The organism is Pseudomonas putida (genome assembly GCF_016406145.1).
Lineage (GTDB): Bacteria > Pseudomonadota > Gammaproteobacteria > Pseudomonadales > Pseudomonadaceae > Aquipseudomonas > Aquipseudomonas putida_E.
In genome coordinates this window covers 4,513,744-4,530,770 of record NZ_CP066306.1, presented here as the reverse complement: position 1 = coordinate 4,530,770, position 17,027 = coordinate 4,513,744, and the positions used below count along the sequence as shown (strand labels likewise).

The 17,027-nt window shown below is 62.4% G+C and carries 15 protein-coding genes; 3 read left to right on the top strand and 12 right to left on the bottom strand.

Translation table 11 applies throughout. From position 1 onward, the window contains the following. The first annotated feature begins 1 nt into the window (after nucleotide 1). Entirely contained in the window at nucleotides 2-3,067 is a 3,066-nt protein-coding gene (locus JET17_RS20870; protein WP_012315918.1) for an efflux RND transporter permease subunit, read from the top strand. A 36-nt stretch (nucleotides 3,068-3,103) separates the two neighbouring features. Here the strand turns inward: JET17_RS20870 and JET17_RS20865 are convergent, their stop codons facing one another. From JET17_RS20865 to plsB, 3 genes are all read right to left on the bottom strand, one after another. Further along, nucleotides 3,104-3,793, bottom strand: coding sequence for a DUF4197 domain-containing protein (locus tag JET17_RS20865; RefSeq protein ID WP_012315917.1), 690 nt, complete (start codon nucleotides 3,791-3,793; stop codon nucleotides 3,104-3,106). A 33-nt stretch (nucleotides 3,794-3,826) separates the two neighbouring features. Continuing rightward, nucleotides 3,827-4,225 carry a YbaY family lipoprotein gene (locus JET17_RS20860; protein ID WP_012315916.1) on the bottom strand — a complete coding sequence of 133 codons (399 nt, stop codon included), beginning with the start codon at nucleotides 4,223-4,225 and terminating at the stop codon, nucleotides 3,827-3,829. Nucleotides 4,226-4,300: 75 nt separating this feature from the next. After that, the gene (gene plsB, locus JET17_RS20855) at nucleotides 4,301-6,787 is read right to left on the bottom strand and encodes a glycerol-3-phosphate 1-O-acyltransferase PlsB (protein ID WP_012315915.1); all 2,487 of its coding nucleotides are present in this window, start codon (nucleotides 6,785-6,787) and stop codon (nucleotides 4,301-4,303) included. A gap of 231 nt (nucleotides 6,788-7,018) precedes the next feature. Between plsB and JET17_RS20850 the strand changes: the two genes are divergently transcribed. Continuing rightward, nucleotides 7,019-7,228 carry a cold-shock protein gene (locus JET17_RS20850; RefSeq protein ID WP_012315914.1) on the top strand — a complete coding sequence of 70 codons (210 nt, stop codon included), beginning with the start codon at nucleotides 7,019-7,021 and terminating at the stop codon, nucleotides 7,226-7,228. Between the two features lie 99 nt (nucleotides 7,229-7,327). On the opposite strand, the gene JET17_RS20845 is transcribed toward JET17_RS20850, so the two are convergent. The 4 genes from JET17_RS20845 to JET17_RS20830 all read right to left on the bottom strand — a co-directional run bounded on the left by JET17_RS20845 (nucleotide 7,328) and on the right by JET17_RS20830 (nucleotide 12,383). Continuing rightward, complete coding sequence (locus JET17_RS20845; protein ID WP_012315913.1) at nucleotides 7,328-7,705, bottom strand: hypothetical protein; 378 nt, start codon at nucleotides 7,703-7,705, stop codon at nucleotides 7,328-7,330. Nucleotides 7,706-7,722: 17 nt separating this feature from the next. Next, complete coding sequence (locus JET17_RS20840) at nucleotides 7,723-8,535, bottom strand: putative RNA methyltransferase (protein ID WP_012315912.1); 813 nt, start codon at nucleotides 8,533-8,535, stop codon at nucleotides 7,723-7,725. Continuing rightward, nucleotides 8,535-9,686, bottom strand: a complete 1,152-nt coding sequence (gene dapE / locus JET17_RS20835; protein ID WP_012315911.1) for a succinyl-diaminopimelate desuccinylase — start codon at nucleotides 9,684-9,686, stop codon at nucleotides 8,535-8,537. Before dapE ends, JET17_RS20840 begins: the two co-directional genes overlap by 1 nt. A 105-nt stretch (nucleotides 9,687-9,791) precedes the next feature. Continuing rightward, nucleotides 9,792-12,383, bottom strand: coding sequence for a glycosyltransferase (locus tag JET17_RS20830; protein WP_012315910.1), 2,592 nt, complete (start codon nucleotides 12,381-12,383; stop codon nucleotides 9,792-9,794). A 132-nt stretch (nucleotides 12,384-12,515) separates the two neighbouring features. Here JET17_RS20830 and tcdA point away from each other — a divergent pair, with 132 nt between their 5' ends. Further along, nucleotides 12,516-13,325: a tRNA cyclic N6-threonylcarbamoyladenosine(37) synthase TcdA gene (tcdA, locus tag JET17_RS20825; protein WP_012315909.1), complete on the top strand. Its 810-nt coding sequence runs from the start codon at nucleotides 12,516-12,518 to the stop codon at nucleotides 13,323-13,325. Between the two features lie 21 nt (nucleotides 13,326-13,346). Here the strand turns inward: tcdA and JET17_RS20820 are convergent, their stop codons facing one another. From JET17_RS20820 to JET17_RS20800, 5 genes are all read right to left on the bottom strand, one after another. Beyond that, a complete protein-coding gene (locus JET17_RS20820; RefSeq protein ID WP_012315908.1) occupies nucleotides 13,347-13,757 on the bottom strand; it encodes a SufE family protein in 411 nt (136 codons plus the stop codon). Continuing rightward, entirely contained in the window at nucleotides 13,754-14,959 is a 1,206-nt protein-coding gene (locus JET17_RS20815; protein ID WP_012315907.1) for a cysteine desulfurase, read from the bottom strand. The genes JET17_RS20820 and JET17_RS20815 overlap by 4 nt, the downstream gene beginning before the upstream one ends. An 82-nt stretch (nucleotides 14,960-15,041) precedes the next feature. Continuing rightward, nucleotides 15,042-16,076 (bottom strand): 2,3,4,5-tetrahydropyridine-2,6-dicarboxylate N-succinyltransferase, encoded by a 1,035-nt coding sequence (dapD, locus tag JET17_RS20810; protein ID WP_012315906.1) that lies wholly within the window; start codon nucleotides 16,074-16,076, stop codon nucleotides 15,042-15,044. Nucleotides 16,077-16,118: 42 nt separating this feature from the next. Continuing rightward, entirely contained in the window at nucleotides 16,119-16,466 is a 348-nt protein-coding gene (locus tag JET17_RS20805) for an ArsC family reductase (protein WP_075043977.1), read from the bottom strand. A gap of 124 nt (nucleotides 16,467-16,590) precedes the next feature. Next, nucleotides 16,591-16,890 carry a HigA family addiction module antitoxin gene (locus JET17_RS20800; protein WP_012315904.1) on the bottom strand — a complete coding sequence of 100 codons (300 nt, stop codon included), beginning with the start codon at nucleotides 16,888-16,890 and terminating at the stop codon, nucleotides 16,591-16,593. Between the last annotated feature and the right edge of the window lie 137 nt (nucleotides 16,891-17,027).

Genomic DNA, 17,027 nt, shown 5'->3' with positions numbered 1-17,027 from the left:
GATGGGTTTCAACCTTTCCGCCTGGGCGCTGCGCAATCGCCAGATCGTACTGTTCCTGATGATCTTGCTGGCTGCCATTGGCGCCATGTCCTACACAAAGCTGGGGCAGAGCGAGGATCCACCTTTTACCTTCAAGGCCATGGTCATCCGTACCCTGTGGCCGGGGGCCACGGCCGAGGAAGTGTCGCGCCAGGTCACCGAGCGCATTGAGAAGAAGCTGATGGAAACAGGCGAGTACGAGAAGATCGTCTCGTTCTCCCGTCCCGGCGAATCGCAGGTGACCTTCATGGCCCGGGACTCGCTGCATTCCAAGGACATCCCCGAGCTGTGGTACCAGATCCGCAAGAAGGTCGCGGATATCCGCCACACCCTGCCCCCGGAAATCCAGGGGCCGTTCTTCAACGACGAGTTCGGTACCACCTTCGGCAACATTTATGCGCTCACCGGCACCGGTTTCGACTACGCGGTGCTGAAGGACTATGCCGATCGCATCCAGATCCAGCTGCAACGGGTCAAGGACGTGGGCAAGGTCGAACTGATCGGCCTGCAGGACGAGAAAATCTGGATCGAGCTGTCCAACCTCAAGCTTGCCACCCTGGGCGTGCCGCTGGATGCTGTGCAGCAAGCGTTGCGAGAGCAGAACGCGGTGAGTACCGCCGGCTTTTTCGAAACCCCCAGCGAGCGTTTGCAACTGCGCGTCAGTGGGCAGTTCGACAGTGTCGAGCAGATTCGTCAGTTTCCCATTCGGGTAGGGGATCGTACCTTCCGTATCGGCGATGTCGCCGAGGTGTACCGTGGCTTCAACGACCCGCCTGCGCCGCGCATGCGCTTCATGGGTGATGACGCGATCGGCCTGGCCGTGTCGATGAAGGATGGCGGCGACATCCTGGTACTGGGCAAGGCACTGGAAGGTGAGTTCGAACGCTTGGCGCGCAACCTGCCGGCCGGCATGCAGCTGCGCAAAGTCTCCGACCAGCCGGCGGCGGTCAAGGCGGGCGTGGGTGAGTTCGTCCGGGTGCTGGTCGAGGCGCTGGTCATCGTGCTGTTGGTGAGTTTCTTCTCACTTGGCCTGCGTACCGGTCTGGTGGTGGCCTTGGCGATACCCCTGGTGCTGGCAATGACGTTTGCCGCCATGCACTATTTCGGCATCGGCCTGCACAAGATCTCGCTGGGTGCGCTGGTATTGGCCCTGGGCCTGCTGGTGGACGACGCGATCATTGCCGTGGAGATGATGGCGATCAAGATGGAGCAGGGCTTCGACCGGTTCAAGGCTGCCAGTTACGCCTGGACCAGCACGGCCTTCCCGATGCTGACCGGTACGCTGATTACCGCTGCCGGGTTCCTGCCGATCGCTACGGCAGCGTCGAGTACGGGTGAGTACACCCGCTCGATCTTCCAGGTGGTGACCATCGCGTTGCTCACCTCATGGGTGGTGGCCGTGGTGTTCGTCCCTTACCTGGGTGAACGGTTGCTGCCGGACCTGGCCAAACTGCATGCTGCCCGACATGACGGTAATGGGCATGCGCCTGACCCCTATGCCACACCTTTCTACCAGCGTGTGCGACGTGTGGTGGAGTGGTGCGTGCGACGGCGCAAGACGGTCATCCTGCTGACTATCGCAGCCTTTGTCGGCAGCATTGCGTTGTTCCGCTTCGTGCCGCAGCAGTTCTTCCCGGCGTCAGGCCGCCCAGAGCTGATGGTCGACCTGAAACTTGCCGAGGGTGCGTCGCTGGGCAATACCACCGAGCGGGTCAAGCAACTGGAGGCCCTGCTCAAGCAGCAGGATGGCATCGACAACTATGTGGCCTACGTGGGCACGGGGTCGCCACGTTTCTATCTGCCATTGGACCAGCAACTGCCCGCCGCCAGCTTTGCCCAGTTCGTCGTGCTGGCCACGTCCATGGAGGAGCGCGAGCGCTTGCGCAGTTGGCTGATCAACACTGTGGACCAGCAATTTCCTGACCTGCGTGCCCGCGTCACCCGCCTGGAAAACGGCCCGCCCGTGGGCTACCCGGTGCAGTTTCGGGTGACGGGCGAGCATATCGAGAAGGTGCGCGCCTTGGCCCGCGAAGTCGCGGACAAGGTGCGTGAAAACTCGCATGTGGTGAACGTGCACCTTGACTGGGAAGAGCCGAGTAAGGCGGTGTTCCTGGCGATCGACCAGGACCGTGCACGCGCACTTGGCGTAAGTACCGCGCACCTGTCGAGCTTCCTTCGAAGCTCGCTTACCGGCACCACGGTAAGCCAGTACCGGGAGGACAACGAGCTGATCGAGATTCTTCTGCGCGGCACGCAGAAGGAACGTGGCGAGCTGGGCAACCTTGGCAGCCTCGCGTTGCCCACCGACAACGGCCAGAGCGTGGCGCTATCGCAGGTAGCGACCCTGGACTACGGCTTCGAGGAAGGCATCATCTGGCACCGTAACCGCTTGCCGACGGTGACTGTACGCGCCGACATCTATGACAAGGAGCAGCCGGCGACCCTGGTCAGGCAGATTGCCCCGACCTTGCAGGAGATCAAGGGCAAGCTGCCTGATGGCTACCTGCTGGAAGTGGGCGGCACAGTCGAGGACTCCGAGCGTGGGCAGAAGTCGGTGAACGCCGGTATGCCGTTGTTCATCGTAGTGGTGCTCAGCTTGCTGATGATCCAGCTGCGCAGCTTCTCGCGCACGGTGATGGTGTTCCTCACGGCGCCACTGGGGCTGATCGGCGTGACCTTGTTCCTGTTGGTGTTCCGCCAGCCGTTCGGCTTCGTCGCCATGCTTGGCACCATTGCCCTGGCGGGGATGATCATGCGCAACTCGGTGATCCTGGTGGACCAGATCGAGCAGGATATCGCCTCGGGGCTGGACCGTTGGCAGGCGATCATCGAGGCTACCGTGCGACGCTTCAGGCCGATCGTGCTGACCGCACTGGCGGCGGTGCTGGCGATGATTCCGTTGTCCAGAAGCGTGTTCTATGGGCCGATGGCGGTGGCGATCATGGGCGGGTTGATCGTTGCCACGGTGCTCACCCTTTTGTTCCTGCCGGCATTGTATGCGGCGTGGTTCAGGGTGAAGAAGGGCTGAAGGCTGCGGGGGAGGGCTTAGCCCTCCCTTCGCGGGTCACAGGGCGCCAAATACCTTTTTGGCCAGGCTGGTAGCCGCCTGTGCAGGGTTCTGACGAATGCTCTGTTCTTGTTTGGCGATCATTTCAAACAGGCCGTCGAGGGCTTTTTCGGTTACATAGCTCTCGACATTGGCACTCTTGGCATCGCCCAGGCCCAGGGCTGACGCCTGGCCAGCAAAGCTGTTGTATTGTTGAACCACGCCAACCTTGTCGGTCGCCGCCTTGACGATGGGCAAGAACTTGGCGCGGATCTGCTCACGGCTGCTCTTGTTCAGATACTGGGTGGCCGAATCGTCACCGCCGCTCAAAATGCCCTTGGCGTCGGTCACACTCATGTTCTTCACCGCGTCCACCAGGATCGCCTGTGCCTGCGGCACCGCAGCTTCAGCGGCCTTGTTCATGCTGTCTTCCAGGGCGGTAACCTGATCACCTTTGCCAAACATTTTCATGGCTTTGGCGGCTTTGCCGAGGTTGCCTGGCAACTCGATGCGTACGTCGGGGTTATTGCTGAACCCGCCTGGGGTGCTCAGTTGCTTGACGGCGAGCTGCGCCCCTTGGGTAAGGGCATCCTTCAGGCCGCCGGCGGCGTCTTTCTGGCTCAGATCGCCAAGTGACAAGGCCAGTGCGCTGGCCGACAGCAGCAGGCCGGCGCACAGGGTGGTGAAGCGCAGGGAGGAGCGAATCATGAAGCTTTCCTTTTGAACTGAAGTAGGCGGGTATCAGCGCACCGGATCGACTTTGATCCGTATTGGCTGCTCGTCGCTGCCGTCGAGTTTGACGCCATGATGCTCTGTGTTGATGAACAGCAGCTTGCCGTCCAGCTCGATGCGGGCGCTAACCGCATAGCGGTGGCCTGGCTTGACCTGGGCTGGGTCATAAGTGAGGTGGAAAGGCAGCGGCACGTTGCCTTTGACCGGGCCGGCCTGGCGGGCCAGTGTCACGGCAGGGGCGTCCATCAGCGACACGTCTTGCAGTTCAACACTCAAGGTAGCGCTGGGCGGCAGGGCAATGCGCTGCAGGTAGAAGACTTCACCGTCCAGGCTGGCCTGTGGCGATGGGGTGTGGCTGGAACAGGCTGCAAGCAGGGATGCGCAACACAGCATAACGAGCTTTTTCATGGAATCTCCGTTGTCCTTGGGCTGGCTTGTGGCCAAGCCCAAGGACTTTAACGGATTTTTCCGGCTGATGATGCCTTAGAGGATCGATGCTTCCAGCGCATGTTCACGGTGCAGGGCCACCTGCCGGATCGAAAGTCGCAGTTCTGCCGACAGCACGCGCTTGGCTACCCCTTCGGCGAGTTCGCCGAGTTTGTCGTGGTAGCCCAGTTTGCCGTTGCCATCCGGGCGCAGCACCCCTTGCTCGACCAAGGTCTGGATGAAGTGGCGGAACAGTGTCTTGTCAAAGAACTCGGGGGCGTTGAGGCCATGCAGTATCGACAGGCGCTGGGCCATCATCACGCAGAGGTCTTCCAGTGCTTCGGCGCTCAGGGTGTTCTGGCCGCTGTTGAGCAGCAGCGAGGTGGCCATGTAGAAGCGCTGCAGGGTCTGGGTGATGGTGCGGGCCAGCAGCGTTAGCAAAACGAACTGACGCGAACTGGGGGCCGGGCGCACGTACAAGTCGTTTTCGCGGCGCAGCAGGCCCTGTTCGACCAGTGCCGCCAGCCACTGATCGATAACCTCGTCCAGTTGCTCGGGTGCCCAGCGCAGGAATAGCTCGGCCTGCAAATACGGATACAACGCGTGTACATACTGCCCGAGCAGATCACGGCTCATCCGTGAGCTGCTGTGGAAGAAGCTTGCCAGTAACGCCGGCAAGGCAAAGATGTGCAGGACGTTGTTGCGGTAATAGGTCATCAGCACCGCATTGGCTTCATCCAGGTAGAGGATGCGGCCAAGGGCGTCTTTCTGTTCCGCCAGCAGATTCATACCCCTGACATGTTCGATCAGCGCCTGGCCGTCACCTTCGGGCAGGGTGGTGTGCTGCGAATAGGGGACCTTGCGCAATAAGGTCAGGTACAGATCCAGCACACGGGTCAGGGCACTTTCGTCCAGGGCCAGGCGGCTGGTGGAGAGCAGTGCCAGGGCCACCAGGTTGACCGGGTTGACCGCTGCGGCTTCGTTGAGGTGGCGGGCTACGGTTTCACCCAGGCGGGTGGTGGTCTCGTTCAGCCAGGCCGGACGGAACTGCGGCCCAAGTGCCTGCTCGCGCCAGCCGGGTTGCTGTTGGTCGAGAAAGCCTGCCAGGCGGATCGGTTCGCCGAAGTTGACGTAGACCTGACCGAAACGCTGCTTCAGCGCGCCGATGACCTTGAAAATGTCGAAGATCGACTCCTTCTTCTTGCTGGCGCCACGCAGCTCACCCAGGTAGGTGCGGCCTTCCAGTACCCGTTCGTAGCCGATGTATACCGGCACGAAGACGATCGGTGTGCGCGATGAGCGCAGGAAGCTGCGCAGGGTGATCGCCAGCATCCCGGTGCGCGGTTGCAGCATGCGCCCGGTGCGCGAGCGCCCGCCCTCGACGAAGTATTCGACCGGGAACCCTTTGGTGAACAGGGTGTGCAGGTATTCGTTGAACACTGCGGTGTACAGCGGGTTGCCCTTGAACGTGCGGCGCATGAAGAAGGCGCCGCCGCGGCGCAGCAGGCCGCCGATCACTGGCATGTTGAGGTTGATGCCGGCAGCGATGTGCGGTGGCGTCAGGCCGTTGCGAAACAGCAGGTACGACAGTAGCAGATAGTCGATGTGGCTACGGTGGCAGGGTACATAGATGACTTCGTGGCCCGGTGCGATGCCTTGCACCTGCTCGATGTGGTTGACCTTGATACCGTCGTAGATCTTGTTCCAGAACCAGCTGAGCACCACTTCCAGGAAACGGATCGCGGTGTAGGTATAGTCCGAGGCGATTTCGTTGCCGTAGCGCAGGGCCTGTGCTTCAGCCTTGGCCACGGGAATATTTTCCCGCTGGGCTTGTTCGTTGATGGCCTGGCGAACCAGTGGTGCGTGCACCAGGCCTTTCACCAGGTTGCGCCGGTGCGAGATGTCCGGCCCGATCACCGCAGTCTTGAGGTTGCGAAAGTGCACGCGCATCAGGCGTTGGGCCATGCGCACGGTGCGCTCATGGCCTTTGTTGTGCTGCACCAGGTCACGCACCTGGATCGGCGCCGAGAATTGCACGCGGGTCTTGCGCCCCAGTATCAGGATGGTCAGTAGCCGGCGCAGGCGCCCGGTTACCGCCCAGCTGTCGGCGAACAGCAATTTCCACGGGCTCGATTCGCTTGCAGGCGTCTGGCCCCAGAACACACTGACCGGGATGATCTGTGCGTCTTCCTCGGCATGCTGGCTGACCGCTGCAATCACACGCTCAAGGGTAGGAGGCGCGCCGCGCTTGTCGTGGCGGCCGAGCCAGTCCGGGTCGGGGGTGAGGTAGAAGAAGCCGGCCGGCTCGTGCAGCGTGCCCACAGCTACCGGCAGTACCGGACGCGGCAGCCCCGCCTTGGTGCACTCGTGGTCGAGTACGGCCAGGTCGGTGAGCGATGGCGAGGGCAGTGCATAGAACACCGGGCGGCTGCGGTCGAGCTGCAGGCTCATGGCGGACTGGTTGATGGTCTCGGAGCGCACCCACAGGTACAACAGGCGACGCAGAGCGCCGAAGATCAGGCGGCGCAGGGGAGAACGGGTCATGGGGTGTGTGCCCTGGGTGTGATTTTTAGTGAGTGTGCAATCAGTTAGTCTGCCGTATCTGCGTAAGTTCAGCAAAATCCTGCAAAGGGCGCGGCGGTCATGAAAATTATTTGTTCTGTGTCATATACTCGGCCTGCCACTTGCAGGATATTTCGGCAAGCGGCGTCGGCACGGGGAGGAAACCCTGTGTCTACAAGGCGATCTTCACAATAAAAATCCGGAGTAGTTCAGATGTCGTCTCGTGAGACTGGGAATGTAAAGTGGTTCAACGATGCCAAGGGCTTTGGCTTCATTCAGCGCGAAGGTGGTGCGGATGTGTTCGTCCATTATCGGGCGATCCGCGGTGAGGGGCATCGTACCCTGGTCGAAGGGCAGCGGGTCGAGTACTCCTGCGTGCAGGGCCAGAAAGGCCTGCAAGCCGAGGACGTGGTAGGGCTCTGAGTCCCAAACCACAAGCCTCAAGCCTCAAGCTGCAAGTTGACCGTGTAACTTGCAGCCTGATGCGAACCCTCTTGTAGCTTGCCGCTTAAAGCTTGCCGCTCACGAGGTACGCCAGGTGATTTCCTCTTCACCGTCAGCACTGATGCGGATCCAGCGATCGGCATCTTCCTCGCCATCTTCTTCGACCCAGCCACCCGGCGCGCAGCGCACTTCCACGCCCAGTGCGGTGAATGCGGCGCGGGCGCAGGCGACGTCATCATCCCATGGGGTCTGGTCGCTTTCCAGGTAAAGGCTGTTCCATTTCCCTACAGCCTTGGGTAACCAGGTGACCGGAATGTTACCGGCCTTGCATTTGAAGGTCTGGCCTTTCTGCTGCCATTCGCTGCAGGGGCCGATCGCTTCGCCGAGCCATTGGGCAATCTGCTTGTGGTCGACGTCAGCGTCCTTCAGGTAGATCTCGATATCAGGTTGGCGCATAAGGGCTCCGGGTGTGCTCAGTCTTGGCGCACGAAATAGTCATAACGCATGGAAACCGTGACGTCGAAGGGCTCGGGCTGGTCTATCACCCGCGCGCGTTTCTCGGCACTGGCGCGCCAGCCGTGCGGGGTCATGGCCAGCAGGTCGGCGCGGGCTTTGGGTGCAGCCAGGCTCAGCCGGAACTCCAGGGTCTCGCTGTGGGCATGGGCCATGCCCTGCGGTACCAGGGCCAAGTGTTTGTCGTCGGCGTAAGGGCGAACTTCATCGTAGAGCACTTCGCGCAACTCCATCAGGTGGCCGCTGGTCGGGCCCACCCGCATCAGGCCGCCACCCGGACTCAGCAGGCGCTGGGCCTCGGCCCAGTCCAGCGGGCTGAAGACGCTGGCGATGAACTGGCAACTGGCATCGGCCAAGGGTACGCGGGCCATGCTGGCGACCATCCAGGTGACTGAAGGCTCGCGGCGGCAGGCGCGTTTGACGGCTTCGCGCGAGATGTCCAGGGCGTAGCCGTCAGCCTGTGGCAGGGCCTGGGCGAGCTGCGCTGTGTAGTAGCCTTCGCCGCAGCCGATGTCGAGCCAGGCGCCGGGCTGGCGCTCGGTGGCCAGTTCGGCCAGGCGGCGGGCCACGGGCGCGTAATGGCCGGCATCGAGGAAGTCCCGGCGTGCTTCGACCATGGCCTGGTTGTCGCCAGGGTCACGGCTGTTCTTGTGCTGCACAGGCAGCAGGTTCAGGTAACCCTGGCGGGCACGATCGAAGCGGTGGCCGGCCGGGCACACCACGCCGTTGTCGAGCCGCGTCAGGGCCGCATGGCAAATAGGGCAGGCGAGCATCAGGCGAGCAACCGCACCAGGGTCTGGTAGTAGATCTCGGTCAGCAGGTCGAGGTCGCTGGCCAGAATGCGCTCGTCGACCTGGTGGATCGTTGCATTGACCGGGCCCAGTTCGACGACCTGGGTGCCCATGGTGGCGATGAACCGGCCATCGGACGTACCACCGCTGGTGGACGGCTGGGTATCACGGCCGGTGACGCCCTTGATGCTGGCCGACACGGCATCGAGCAGTTCACCGGGCTCGGTCAGGAATGGCAGGCCCGAAAGCGCCCAGTCGATCGACCAGTCCAGTTCATGCTTGTCGAGGATTGCCGATACCCGCGCCTGCAGGCCTTCGACCGTCGACTCGGTGGAGAAGCGGAAATTGAACACCGCGATCAGATCACCCGGTACCACATTGGTGGCGCCGGTACCGGAGTTGAGGTTGGAGATCTGGAAGCTGGTCGGTGGGAAGAACGCGTTGCCTTCATCCCAGTGTTCGGCGGCCAGCTCCGCCAGCGCTGGCGCGGCCAGGTGGATCGGGTTGCGCGCCAGGTGCGGGTAGGCCACGTGGCCTTGTTTGCCGCGCACGGTCAGTTTGGCGCCGAGCGAGCCCCGGCGGCCGTTCTTGACCACGTCACCGAGCAGGGTAGTGCTCGACGGCTCGCCGACGATGCACCAGTCCAGGCGCTCGTTGCGCGCGATCAGGCGCTCGACCACGGCCTTGGTACCGTGATGGGCCGGGCCTTCTTCATCGCTGGTGATCAGGAAGGCGACCCTGCCGCGGTGGTTCGGGTAGTCCTGCACGAAACGCTCACTGGCGACCACCATGGAGGCCAGGCTGCCCTTCATGTCGGCGGCGCCGCGACCGCAGAGCATGCCGTCGGCATCGATCAGTGCCTCGAACGGCTCATGCTGCCACTGCTGCACCGGGCCGGTGGGGACCACATCGGTGTGGCCGGCGAAGCACAGCACCGGGCCGTCCTGGTTACCATGGGTGGCCCAGAAGTTGTCGACGTCCTCGATGCGCATCGGTTCGAGCTGGAAGCCCACGGCACCCAGGCGCTTCATCATCTGCGCCTGGCAGTCGGCGTCGACAGGGGTGACCGAGGGGCGACGGATCAGGTCGCAGGCCAGTTGAAGGGTAGGCGAGAGCTCGGCTGGGGCCGTCATGGGGAACTCCGGGGCAAGGCAAGGCGGAAAAACGAGGGGCGTTATCTTATATCAAACAAGGGTTGTCGGCACGGGGCATTGGGCCGCTGGCCCGCCCCGGCATCCTCAAGCCTCCTGGGGCTCGGCCATCTTGTGCTCGGGCTTGGGCAATGACGACAACAGAGCCATGACCAGCGCCGCCAGGTATGGCAGTGACTGCACCAGCAGCATCGCGACCCAGAACCGCATGTCCGAGCTCGGCAAACCTTGCACCAGGTAGATCCCGGCTGCCGCCCCCCACAGCAGCAACATGATGAACAGTTCTTCGCGCGCTTCTGAAATCGCTACCAGTAATCCATGGCTATCGGCATTTTTCGGTGTGCGGAAGAACGGCATGCTGCTGGTGAAGAACCCGTACAGCACCGCCTTGGCGATGGTATGCGACAGCGCAAGCCCCGCCAGCGCCGCTGCGAATGCGTCCTTGAGGTTGACCCCGACTGCTCGGCGATAAAGGAAGATGATCTTGGCTACCTTGAAGAAAAACAGTGCCAGAGGCGGGATGGCGAAGATCATCAGAGGTGGATCGACCCGGTGCGGCACGATGATCATCGCCGCCGACCAGAGCAGGGCACCGACGGTGAAAAAGATGTTCATGCCATCGGCGACCCATGGCAGCCAGCCGGCCAGGAAATGATAGCGCTGGCCACGGGTCAGCTCACTGCCCTTACCACGTAGCAGGGCCGCAGCGTGGTGCTTGATGATCTGGATGGCGCCATAGGCCCAGCGGAAACGCTGCTTCTTGAAGTCGATGAAGGTATCGGGCATCAGGCCCTTGCCATAGCTGTTGTGGGCGTAGGCGGCCGACAGGCCTTTTTCGAACACCCGCAGGCCCAGTTCGGCGTCTTCGCAGATGCACCATTCGGCCCAGCCCAGTTCTTCGAGCACGGTGCGCCGGGTCATGGTCATGGTGCCGTGCTGAATGATTGCGTCACGGTCGTTGCGGGTGACCATGCCGATGTGGAAGAAGCCCTTGTACTCGCTGTAGCAGAGCTTCTTGAAGGCGCTCTCGTGCTGGTCGCGGTAGTCCTGCGGCGACTGCACCACGGCGATCTTCGGGTCGGCGAAGTGCGGCACCATGTGCTTGAGCCAGTTGCGGTCCACGCAGTAGTCCGAGTCGATCACTGCGATCACTTCGGCATCCTTGGCGGTGTGCGGCAGCAGGTAGTTAAGCGCACCGCCCTTGAACCCGGCCAAAGGGGCGACGTGGAAGAACTTGAAGCGCTCACCGAGCTTTTCGCAGTGGGCCTTGAGCGGCTCCCACACGGCTGGGTCCTTGGTGTTGTTATCGATCACCAGCACTTCGTAGTCCGGATAGTCCAGCGCGGCCAAGGCGTCGAGCGTCTGTTTGACCATCTCTGGCGGTTCGTTGTAGCACGGTACATGCACCGAGACTTTGGGCCGGTAGGCGCTGTCGGCCTGCACCGGCAGAAACTCCCGGCGGCGTTTGTGAGTCCAGGCCGCCTCGGCCAACTCGTGCGCCTCGGTCAATAGCACGATGAACACGCCGAGTGCGCCCAGCGCCAGCAGTACGCCGACAGTCAGGCTGAACCAGGTGCTGTACTGCTGGCTGTAGTCGTAACCGATCCACACCAGCACTGACCCACAGAGGAAGGTAATGAAGGTGAGGAACGTCCGGCCGCGTTGGCGCAAGGCCGAGCCGTCGATCAGCAGTACGGTCAGGGCGATCATTGCCAATACCACCGAGGCGACCGCTAGTGCACGCCATTGCGGTATCGCCACCACCGGCCCTTCAAAATTGAATTTCTGCTGACGTTCGGCATTGAATACGCCCCAGTAGGCGCCCACCGAGCCCTCGTCACTGGCTTTCCAGGGTTGGTCGTAGGCTTCGATGACGAAATAGTTGTAGCCACGGCGGTTGAGGGTGTTGACCAGCGTGCGCAGGTAAATGGCCTGGTCGGCCTGGGTGGCGTCGGCGCCGCCGCGCATGCGGCCGTTGCTCGGCCAGCCGACTTCCGAGAGCAGCAATGGCTTGCGCGGGAACTGCTGTTTAAGCTCACGGGCCCGATCAAGGACGAACTCCACGGAGTCCTTCATGGGCACGAACTCCCAGTAGGGCAGGATGTGCGCGGCAATCAGGTCGACATGCTTGGCCAGTTCCGGGTGTTCCTTCCAGATGTGCCACTGTTCACTGGTGGTTACCGGCACCTTGACTGCGGCTCGCACCCGGTCAAGGTACTGGATGAGTGCTTCGGGCGTGACCTCTTCGCGGAACAGCGCTTCGTTGCCGACCACCACGCGAACCACACTGCGCGATGTGTTGGCCAGTTCGATGGCCGTGGCGATCTCCCGCTCGTTGCGCTCCAGGTCCGGGCTGATCCAGATGCCCAGGGTGACGCGAAGCCCAAGCTCCTCTGCCAGCCGCGGGATATCGGCCTGGGTGCCTTCGACGGTGTAGATACGGATGCTGTCGGTCAGCTTGTTCATCTGCTCCAGGTCTTGGCGCATCTCGGCGTCGCTGGGATATTGGCCTTTTTGCGGGCTTTCCCCCAGACGGAATGGCGAGTACGAGAAACCTGATATCTGCTCAGGCCAGGCCGGTGCGGAAACCGGCCGATTGACCAGCGCCCAGAACCCGGTGAACAGTGCGGCGATGGCCAAGACAATCACCAGGTTCAAGCCGAATTTGCGAGATGACATTGTCGTCCATATCTGTCGAAGTAGTAGGACATTAAAGCAGGATCAGTAGGTGTTTTCCTAACGATGGAGGTCATTGGCGCTGCTGGCCTATAATGCGCGCCGTTTTAGCGGTATGAGCCTCGGGGTACGAACATGAGCACAGAAGATCCACGCTTTGCAGGCGTTGCCCGGCTGTACGGCGACGAAGGGCTGCAACGCCTGAACCAGGCCCATGTGGCGGTCGTCGGTATCGGTGGGGTGGGCTCCTGGGTGGCCGAGGCGCTGGCGCGCAGTGGTGTGGGTGAGATCACCTTGTTCGACCTGGATGATGTCTGTGTCAGCAACACCAACCGCCAGGCCCATGCCCTGGAAGGGCAGGTGGGGCGCCCCAAGGTCGAGGTGATGGCCGAGCGCCTGCGGGCGATCAACCCGGCCTGCACGGTGCATGCGGTGGCTGACTTCGTCACCCGCGACACCATGGCTGAGTACATCACCGAGCAGCTCGATTGCGTTGTCGACTGCATTGACAGCGTGATGGCCAAGGCGGCGCTCATTGCCTGGTGCCGGCGGCGCAAGATCGCGATCGTTACCACCGGCGGAGCAGGTGGGCAGATCGACCCCACACAGATTCAGATCGGCGACCTCAACAAGACCTTCAACGACCCGTTGGCATCGCGGGTGCGTTCAACCCTGCGGCGCGATTACAACTTCTCGCGCAACGTCAGCCGCAATTATGGCGTGCCGTGCGTGTTCTCCAGCGAACAGCTGCGCTACCCCAAGGGCGATGGCAGCGTGTGCCTGCAGAAGAGCTTTGTCGGTGAGGGTGTGCGCCTGGACTGCGCCGGGGGCTTTGGCGCGGTAATGATGGTGACCGCGACCTTTGGTATGGTGGCGGCGAGCAAGGCAGTGGAAAAGCTGGTGGCTGGCGCCCGGCGGCCTTCAGAACGGGTCAAGACCGAGTAAGGCACGCGGTCGGTGCTGGGTTCAGTAGCCTGAAACCAGCTCGGCCATCCGCAGTAGCACCGCATGCAAGCCATTGCTGCGCGATGGCGACAATTGCCGCTCCAACCCCAACCGGGTAAACCACTCGCGCAGGTCAAGCGCCGCCAGCTCACGACTGTCGAGCCCCTGCACCCGCACCAGTAGCAATGCCAGCAGGCCACGCAACAAACGCGCATCACTGCTTGCCTTGAACTGCCATTGGCCCTCGTGCTGTTCAGCTACCAGCCATACCAGGCTTTCACAGCCATGAACGCGGTTGTTCTCGCACTTCTGGGTATCGCTCAGCGGTTCCAGTTGCTCACCCATCTGCATCAGAAGCCGTGCACGCTGCTCCCATCCACAGGCTTGCTCGAAGCGCTCCAGTGCTTCCTGGGCGTGTGCTGGCAGGCTCACCGCAACAGCTCCAGGCCTTGATCGAGGGCATCGAAGAAGCGTTGCAGGTCATCGCTGTCGTTATACAGGCCCAGCGATACCCGAATCGCGCCTTCGAGCCCCAGCCCCTTGAGCAGTGGCATGGCGCAGTGATGGCCGGCACGTACGGCAATGCCCTGCTCTGTCAGCAGGTGGGCGATGTCGGCATTGTGCACGCCTTCGATGACAAAACTGGCCAAGGCAGCCTGTGGTGTGCCCAGCACCTGCACCCCATCACGGTCGGCAAGCCCGCGCAGCAGGTGATGGTGAAGGTGGGTCTCGTGGTTCTCGACGGCTTGGCCATCGAGGCTGGCCAGGTAATCGAGCGTCGCCCCCAGGCCGATCACCCCGGCGATCGGTGGTGTGCCTGCCTCGAAGCCCAGCGGTGCCGGGCGGAAGCTGGCACTTTGGTAGTCAGCCAGTTGTACCATTTCACCGCCGAACTGCCAGTGGCGCAGCAGTTCCAGCGCCTGCGCACGGCCATAAAGTACGCCGACGCCTTCCGGGCCATAGAGCTTATGGCTGGAGAACACATAAAAATCACAACCCAACTGCTGCACATCGTGGCGGCCATGCACCACGCCCTGGGCGCCATCGACCACAGTCAGCGCCCCTTGGGCGCGGGCATGGGAGAGTAACGCTGGCAGCGGCTGCCAGGTGCCGAGCACATTGGACAACTGGCTGACCGCAAGCACGCGAGTACGTGGGCCAACCAACTGTAGCGCCTGGTCAAGGTCGATGCGGCCATGCTCATCCAGTGGCAGTACCACCAGGCGCAGGTTGCGCCGCCGCGCCAGTTGTTGCCAGGGCAGCAGGTTGGCGTGGTGCTCCAGCGCGCTCACAGCGATTTCGTCGCCTGCCTCGAAGCGGTGTTCCAGGCCATAGGCCAACAGGTTCAGGGCCGAGGTGGCGCCGTGGGTGAAGATGACCTGCCGCGATTCGGCGGCGTTGAGCCAGGCGGCGATCTTGTCACGGCTGGTTTCGAACGCTTGTGTCGCCAGTGCGCCGGGCAGGTGCTGGGCACGGTGCACGTTGGCTGCGCCGTGGCCGTAATAGTGGCTCAGGGCATCGAGCAGGGCCTGGGGCTTCTGGGTGGTGGCGGCGCTGTCCAGGTAGGTCTGGTGCTGCCGTTGCAGTGCGGCGATGGCGGGGAAATCGGCACGCCAGGGGGAGGGCTGGAACATGATCACGGGGCCTGGAATGAAAATCGGGTCTGGCGTGAGTGCGCCAGACCCGATCTTAACACTTCGAACCCTTCGGGAGTTCTCAGTTGTGGGCGTGCAGCGCCTCGTTCAGCTCGATCGCCGATTTGTGCGTCTTGCACTCTACGGCGCCGTTGAGCGAGTTGCGGCGGAACAGCAGGTCGGTCTGGCCAGCCAGGTCGCGCGCCTTGACCACTTTGACCAGCTCATTGTTCTCGTCGAGCAGGTTGACCTTGGTGCCGGCAGTGATGTACAGGCCGGCTTCGACGGTGTTGCGGTCGCCCAGCGGGATGCCGATGCCGGCGTTGGCGCCGATCAGGCAGCCTTCACCGACCTTGATGACGATATTGCCGCCACCGGACAGGGTGCCCATGGTCGAGCAGCCGCCGCCCAGGTCCGAGCCCTTGCCAACGAATACGCCGGCCGAGACACGGCCTTCGATCATGCCCGGGCCTTCAGTGCCGGCATTAAAGTTGACGAAGCCCTCGTGCATGATGGTGGTGCCTTCGCCGATGTAGGCGCCCAGGCGCACACGGGCGGTGTCGGCGATACGCACGCCGGCCGGGACCACGTAGTCGGTCATCTTCGGGAACTTGTCCACCGAGAACACTTCTAGCAGCTCGCCTTTGAGGCGCGCCTCAAGTTGCAGCTCGGCCAGCTCGGCCAGGTCGACGGCGCCCTGGTTGGTCCAGGCAACGTTCGGCAGCAGCGGGAAGATGCCTGCCAGGCTCACGCCGTGTGGCTTGACCAGGCGGTGCGACAGCAGGTGCAGCTTGAGGTAGGCCTCTGGGGTCGAAGCCAGGGCAGCGTCTTCGGCCAGCAGGGTGGCGACCAGCGGCTTGTGGCTTTCGGCAAGGCGGGTCAGCAGGGCAGCCTGGGCGGCATCGATGCCTTTGACGGCTTCGGCCAGTTGCGCGGCCTGGGCATTGCTGAAGGTGATGGCCTGGTTGCCACCTTCATAACCGAGGATCGGCGCGACGGCGGCGACCAGCTCGGCGCTCGGCTTGAGCAGTGGCTGTGCGTAGAACACTTCCAGCCAGGTGCCCTGGCGGTTCTGGGAGCCGACACCAAAGGCCAGGCTGAACAGGGTATTGGACATGTGATTACCTCGTGCGAAATAGGGTGCGATGCGTAAATGGACTCAGGCCAGCGCAGCGGCGTACAGGTCAGGTTTGAAACCGACCAGGGTGCGTGCGCCAAGGTCGAGCACCGGGCGCTTGATCATCGACGGCTGCGCCAGCATCAGCTCGACGGCCTTGGCCTGGTCGAGGTCGGCCTTGCTGGCATCGTCGAGTTTGCGGAACGTGGTGCCGGCACGGTTGAGGATGACTTCCCAGCCGTGCTCGTCGCACCAGCGGTTCAGGCTGTCACGGTCGATGCCTTGAGTCTTGTAGTCGTGGAATTCGTAGGCGATGGCTTGGTCTTCGAGCCAGGTGCGCGCTTTTTTCATGGTGTCGCAGGCTTTGATGCCGTAGAGCGTGTAGGTCATTGTGTGCATTGGGGCCACAGGCTGCCCCAATCTCTCCATTTCCGAATGTCAGTCGCGCGATTATGCGGGAACCATCCTCGGTACGCCACGCCCGAGGCGCCCTGTTAACTGCTCAGGATGTGTCTCAAGCGACCAGGCGTTGAACCGACCCGATGATTTCATCGCCATGTTGCTGCTCGGCAGTGCGCAGATCGAAGGCGCTCTGCAGGTTGAGCCAGAACTCGGGGCTGGTGTCCAGGCAGATGGCCAGACGCAGTGCCATGTCGGCGGAAACACCGCCCCGTTCACGCAGGATGTTATTGACAGTTGGGGTGGCGACGCCCAGTGCCCTTGCCAACGCGGCAGCACTCAAGCCCATTTCTTTCTGATAGTCCTCACGCAGGACTTCACCGGGATGGATTGGACGCATACCGTTCTTGAGCATGGTGCACCTCAATGGTAATCGACTATTTGAACGTTGACCGTGCCGTGGGGGCAAGCATCAGCATCAGCATCACTTCGGCAGGTGTGTATCATCATGTTACATATTCATCCGCCTCCTGCGACTTTCGTGCAGCGGCC

Bases quoted from the DNA above. Each gene is read 5' to 3' on its own strand.
- JET17_RS20860 (WP_012315916.1), bottom strand. From the start codon at position 4,225: ATGAAAAAGCTCGTTATGCTGTGTTGCGCATCCCTGCTTGCAGCCTGT.
- dapE (WP_012315911.1), bottom strand. From the start codon at position 9,686: ATGACGGCCCCAGCCGAGCTCTCGCCTACCCTTCAACTGGCCTGCGAC.
- plsB (WP_012315915.1), bottom strand. From the start codon at position 6,787: ATGACCCGTTCTCCCCTGCGCCGCCTGATCTTCGGCGCTCTGCGTCGC.
- JET17_RS20845 (WP_012315913.1), bottom strand. From the start codon at position 7,705: ATGCGCCAACCTGATATCGAGATCTACCTGAAGGACGCTGACGTCGAC.
- JET17_RS20865 (WP_012315917.1), bottom strand. From the start codon at position 3,793: ATGATTCGCTCCTCCCTGCGCTTCACCACCCTGTGCGCCGGCCTGCTG.
- JET17_RS20805 (WP_075043977.1), bottom strand. From the start codon at position 16,466: ATGACCTACACGCTCTACGGCATCAAAGCCTGCGACACCATGAAAAAA.
- JET17_RS20870 (WP_012315918.1), top strand. From the start codon at position 2: ATGGGTTTCAACCTTTCCGCCTGGGCGCTGCGCAATCGCCAGATCGTA.
- JET17_RS20840 (WP_012315912.1), bottom strand. From the start codon at position 8,535: ATGCTCGCCTGCCCTATTTGCCATGCGGCCCTGACGCGGCTCGACAAC.
- dapD (WP_012315906.1), bottom strand. From the start codon at position 16,076: ATGTCCAATACCCTGTTCAGCCTGGCCTTTGGTGTCGGCTCCCAGAAC.
- JET17_RS20815 (WP_012315907.1), bottom strand. From the start codon at position 14,959: ATGTTCCAGCCCTCCCCCTGGCGTGCCGATTTCCCCGCCATCGCCGCA.
- tcdA (WP_012315909.1), top strand. From the start codon at position 12,516: ATGAGCACAGAAGATCCACGCTTTGCAGGCGTTGCCCGGCTGTACGGC.
- JET17_RS20850 (WP_012315914.1), top strand. From the start codon at position 7,019: ATGTCGTCTCGTGAGACTGGGAATGTAAAGTGGTTCAACGATGCCAAG.
- JET17_RS20800 (WP_012315904.1), bottom strand. From the start codon at position 16,890: ATGCTCAAGAACGGTATGCGTCCAATCCATCCCGGTGAAGTCCTGCGT.
- JET17_RS20830 (WP_012315910.1), bottom strand. From the start codon at position 12,383: ATGTCATCTCGCAAATTCGGCTTGAACCTGGTGATTGTCTTGGCCATC.